This is a genomic window from Candidatus Poribacteria bacterium, assembly GCA_021295755.1.
In the GTDB taxonomy this organism is placed as follows: domain Bacteria; phylum Poribacteria; class WGA-4E; order WGA-4E; family PCPOR2b; genus PCPOR2b.
On the sequence record JAGWBT010000065.1, the window covers coordinates 1 to 4,636 of the forward strand.

Here is a 4,636-nt window from a genome sequence, read left to right on the forward strand (position 1 = left end):
GCTAGCACGACTGGAAGCAGAACTCGGCGTACCGGTCATCTCTAGCAACTTGGCGACATGTTGGGGTTGTTTGCGAGCCTTAGGGCATCAGGATCCGATTGATGGGTACGGGAGGCTTTTGTCGGAGCAACTCGGTGCGTAAAGGAACGGAGTGATGTCCAGTATCGTCGATATGTTCAAACGCATGAACTTGGAGATGTCCGGATTGGAAGCGGTGAAGGCAGCGATAGAAGTTGAGGATTACTCCGCTGCCGAGGCAGCCTATCTGGCGTACTACCGTGAGCGAAAGCCATCGGTCCTCGATTGGCACACTGAGCATCGGGGCGGACGTTCCTTTGAGACTAACTCAACCGGCTGGAATTTTCTGACTACCATCCCAAAGTTAATCACTTGGCGTGAACGTGAAAAGGTTAAAGGATTAATCAGTCTCGAAAAAGGCTACACCTTCAGCCGTACCGATGGGATAAAGCCGTCCGATTACACCGTGTTGGATCTGGCTGATATGCTCTTGGATAACAAGGTTTTTATCCCGTATCACCCCGAAGATGGTGTCCAAGATCTGAGTCCCGACTGGAACTGGGAGCATGTGCCGCCGGCTGTTGGAAGGCGATGGACACTGAGTCTGCCTTACCAATATTTTCTCCGCGCTTTGGCACAAGCGTATTGGCTGAACGATGATGAGCGGTATATCGCCAAACTTGTCAAGATTGCGACTCACTATGTCAGCTATGTGGATGGAAGGAGTTCGTGGATTTGGATTCCCGACATGCAGCTCGCACGCAACTATCAGCAATTAATGCCCTTCATCCTTTCTTGGGAACGGTTATCACCCAACGATTTTTGCGCGATTCAATCTTGGCTGTCAGGTGGTTGTGCTGCGTCGATGGAAGCGGTGACCAACGCGCCGGGCAATCAACTGCTATTCAACGGCTTGGGGTTGGCATGGTTGGGCGTGGGAATGCCGGAATTTAAGGATGCGCCGAGATGGCGTGAACGCGGCTTTAGTCAGGTCGAAGAGTTTTTCGGTGAGGGTGCGTTCTATCCGGACGGATCGTCCAAAGAGAACTCCTACGGTTACGTCGTAGGTGCCTCGGCAGCCGGGTTAGAAGCCCTAACATTGGCACAAGCGAATGGCTGGAACTTTCTGAACGATCTGCATCGCCCGATGTTATTGCGAGCTGAGTTTCTTGCCTACATCGCTAAACCGGATGGCAGTTATGTATGGACGGGCGATAGCACACGCGGTTCTGCCTTTGATTATGTAGAGACTATCGCAGACTCAGAAAACCGGGCTGACCTGCAATACATCGTCAGTTTTGGGGAAGGAGGCACTTCCCCGCCGCACACATCAGCGTGGTATGCTTACGGCGGAGTCGGTGTGATGCGCAGTGATTGGCGACGTGACGCCAACTATCTGTTTTTCGATGTGGGTCCAGTGGGAGTCCTGCACGGGCATGAAGGCAAGTTAGCGGTGGAGGTTGTCGCTTATGGTCGTTCATTAGTGGAGGACTTGGGGATCCACACCTATGCGACGACTGAACGCGAAATGAAATTTCACGATTTCTTCATTGCGTCCGCTGCACATAACACAGTCATCGTAGACGGAAAGAGCCAAGTTCGACTGAAAACAGGGCCATTCATGACCGATCAACCACTATCAAATCCGTGGTTCAGCGCAGAGACCTGTGACTTTCTTTCGGGCAGCTATACCGAAGGCTATGGGGACCCACAGAGCGACGAAATTGATCCATCGGTTGTGCACTATCGCAGTGTCATTTTCGTCAAAGGGCGTAGGGATGACGATATAGAGTATTGGATTATCACCGACCATCTGACCGGCGACGGTGTTCACACCTGCGAACAGCTATTTCATCTCATTCCAGTTGAGGTCCGCGTGGATCCGGATACGAAAACTGTGCAAACAGTTACGCTAGACCAACCCAATCTGGCGTTTATTCCAGCGGTCAGGAACGGTCTTGAAGTAGAGGTTGTCGAAGGGCGTACCGATCCCAGTCTGCAGGGTTGGTATTGTGGTGGAGGTCCTCGTCCAACACCGGCTCCTTGTGTAACCTATCGCCGGGCTGGAATGCTGCCGACTGTTTTTCAGACGGTGCTTGTGCCAATGCAGGCTAACGAAGTAGTTTCTCTGAAAGTTGAATCTGTTGGTGTTCCTAGCGACGGTTGGATCCGCGTTATGTTTCCGGATGGTCGGGAGGACCTCTACTGTTCTCCATGGCACGTGGGACACCAGCAATTCCGAGACATTGCCTTCACCGGGGAGGCAGCACTGATACGCCGCGATAACGATGGTACACTCTTGGATTGGGCAGTTATTGGTGGGAACAACCTACAGTATCGCGGCGAGACCCTTCCCGCTACCCGCGAATAAAATGTCTCGTTGCTTATGTAACGAAATCGTGCAATAGTAATCGTAGAGGCGGGGTTTCCTGCCCGAACATTTCGGGTTTTGAGCAGGTTGTAGGGGCAACCCTTGTAGTTGCCTGTTTTTAGCCTTTCTTTTTTACTTACGTGGATTTGTGTTAATTCGCGGAGGTTTTAATACTTTCCCAAGTTCGAGAAGGAAAACATATCATGCAGCTGTCTAATAAAAAAATAGAACAGTTCTGGGAAGATGGATTCATCATTGTGAAAAATCTACTTGCCCCCGATGAGGTTGCATCGCTCCTTGCCCATGCCGAATGGGTAGCAAGCGGGAAAGTTTCCCACATCCCGGAAGGACAACTCCAGGTCGAGCCACGTGTGAGAGCAGGGGAGGCTCAGGCGGAGAACTACGCAGATTCCTTGCGGAAAATGAGTCATCTTGCCTTCTACGATGAAGGATTTGAAAACCATGCTCGCAATCCGAAGATTCTGGACGTTATCGAATTACTACTGGGACCTGATATCAAACTCTACCAAGATCAGCTTTTTATGAAACCGCCGCGAATCGGCTCGCGACAGGGCTACCATCAGGATATGCCACTCGGATTCTACATCGATCCACCCGACATGGTGACCTGTTGGGCGGCGCTTACCGATTCAACAATCGAGAATGGGTGTGTCTGGATTCTGCCCGGTACGCACAAATTCGGCATCACAGAAAAATCGGAATGGGCAGAATATGAGCAGATGTCGATTGAGGGAAGCCTAGCCGAGGAGCGCCCGTTGGAATTGAAGGCAGGCGATTGCAGCTTCCACCACGGTCTCCTCCTCCACAGCAGTCGTCCTAACTTGACGAATCAACGGAGGCGTGGGTATGCGACACACTACGTCAGTGCCAAGTGTCGATATACGGGTCCCTCGGAAAGTGAAAACGATGCGATGCTGATGCGGGGCAAATCGATGCCGGGGTGTATCTGAGAGATCTGTCCCCTTTTGTTTGTCTGTTAAGGAATATCGTGGGTTGAGTTGAACGATAGCGAAACCCAACTCTAATGTCCCAATGAACTAATTAACCAATGAATCAACATAACTATGCACACGAGCAAATTGCTAAGAGCTTCAGACTTTCAATATTGGCAACTCACTGAGAATGAGCGAATCAGCGTTGATTTTAATGGATTCTGCCCCAATTACCATGAACTAGACCGGGTCGGTGTCATCTCTCCTTGTATCGAAGACGGCATTCTGTACACCGGGGACGCTCTACTCGCGTTGACAACTGCCTTTTATGATAGTCTCCGCGCACACCCGCAGCACTTTGCCTTTATTGGCGCAAGTGAAGGGACTATCCATGGGCGAGGTGAACGACTGCCAATGGATCGCATTGGCGCAGGTTGGGGAAATCTGGATGTTTGGCCCGACTCAAAGTGGGTTCCAACACCGGGAGACGTTACGGGCATGCTGAAAACGATTCACGATTTTCAGATAAATCGACTGTTCTTGCCGCACGGTTTCAAGCCGGGGTCCGACGAATCCCTGCTCCCCGCCTATGCGCGTAAGATGCTCGAAACTCGGTTGAAAGCGGTCTACTACTACAATACGCCGATTCCCAACGTGGAGATTTGTGGCTCTCAACAGGTAGCAGCTCTTCTTCAGAGGAGCGTTGCCGAATTTCCCAACGCCGAAAGGGAAGTTGAAGACGCCGAGCAGACTGATTTTCCTGCTGTTGGACGTTATCAGCAGGTGAGTATCGATGATTTTCTTGAGAATATGGCGGGCTGCTTCGATGGTGATTGACGGAAGGAGATCGAGAAATGGCACGTTATCCCCAAGCGGTTCTGGTGTCATGTGAGATACCGTGGGATGAAAACGAAAATCTGATAGAAAATCTGCTTCGAGAAGAGGTGCGGCATACCCTCAAGGCAGGGTTCAACCATCTATATATCTTTGGCACCGCCGGCGAGGGACACGCGGTCGATACCGGCCGCTATCGTCAGATTGTTCAAATCTTCTACGAAGAGACGCGGGGGCCCGATATTCACCCGATGGTTGGAGCGATTGGTCTGTCCACAGCGAATATCGTAGAACGTGTGGGATTCGCACACGATCTCGGCTTCCGCACCTTTCAAACCGTTTTGCCGAGTTGGGGCGCATTGAACGATTACGAGTTGTTAACCTTCTTCAAAGACTTATGTGGTACGTTTCCGGATTCACGGTTTCTACACTACAACCTGCCGCGCGCGAAACGGGTCTT

5 protein-coding genes are annotated in these 4,636 nt (G+C 51.3%); all 5 read left to right on the top strand.

The features are described from left to right. Positions 1–142 (top strand): decarboxylase (locus J4G02_10950; GenBank protein ID MCE2395093.1); only part of this gene is annotated, 142 nt, incomplete at its 5' end. Between the two features lie 12 nt (positions 143–154). Beyond that, a complete protein-coding gene (locus J4G02_10955; protein MCE2395094.1) occupies positions 155–2,389 on the top strand; it encodes an alginate lyase family protein in 2,235 nt (744 codons plus the stop codon). Positions 2,390–2,592: 203 nt separating this feature from the next. Continuing rightward, positions 2,593–3,360: a phytanoyl-CoA dioxygenase family protein gene (locus J4G02_10960; GenBank protein MCE2395095.1), complete on the top strand. Its 768-nt coding sequence runs from the start codon at positions 2,593–2,595 to the stop codon at positions 3,358–3,360. A gap of 114 nt (positions 3,361–3,474) precedes the next feature. Beyond that, positions 3,475–4,179 carry a hypothetical protein gene (locus J4G02_10965; protein MCE2395096.1) on the top strand — a complete coding sequence of 235 codons (705 nt, stop codon included), beginning with the start codon at positions 3,475–3,477 and terminating at the stop codon, positions 4,177–4,179. 17 nt (positions 4,180–4,196) lie between these two features. Continuing rightward, positions 4,197–4,636 (top strand): dihydrodipicolinate synthase family protein (locus J4G02_10970; protein MCE2395097.1); only part of this gene is annotated, 440 nt, incomplete at its 3' end.

Excerpts from the sequence above, each read along its gene's own strand:
- J4G02_10965 (MCE2395096.1), top strand. The coding sequence starts at position 3,475 with ATGCACACGAGCAAATTGCTAAGAGCTTCAGACTTTCAATATTGGCAA.
- J4G02_10960 (MCE2395095.1), top strand. The coding sequence starts at position 2,593 with ATGCAGCTGTCTAATAAAAAAATAGAACAGTTCTGGGAAGATGGATTC.
- J4G02_10955 (MCE2395094.1), top strand. The coding sequence starts at position 155 with ATGTCCAGTATCGTCGATATGTTCAAACGCATGAACTTGGAGATGTCC.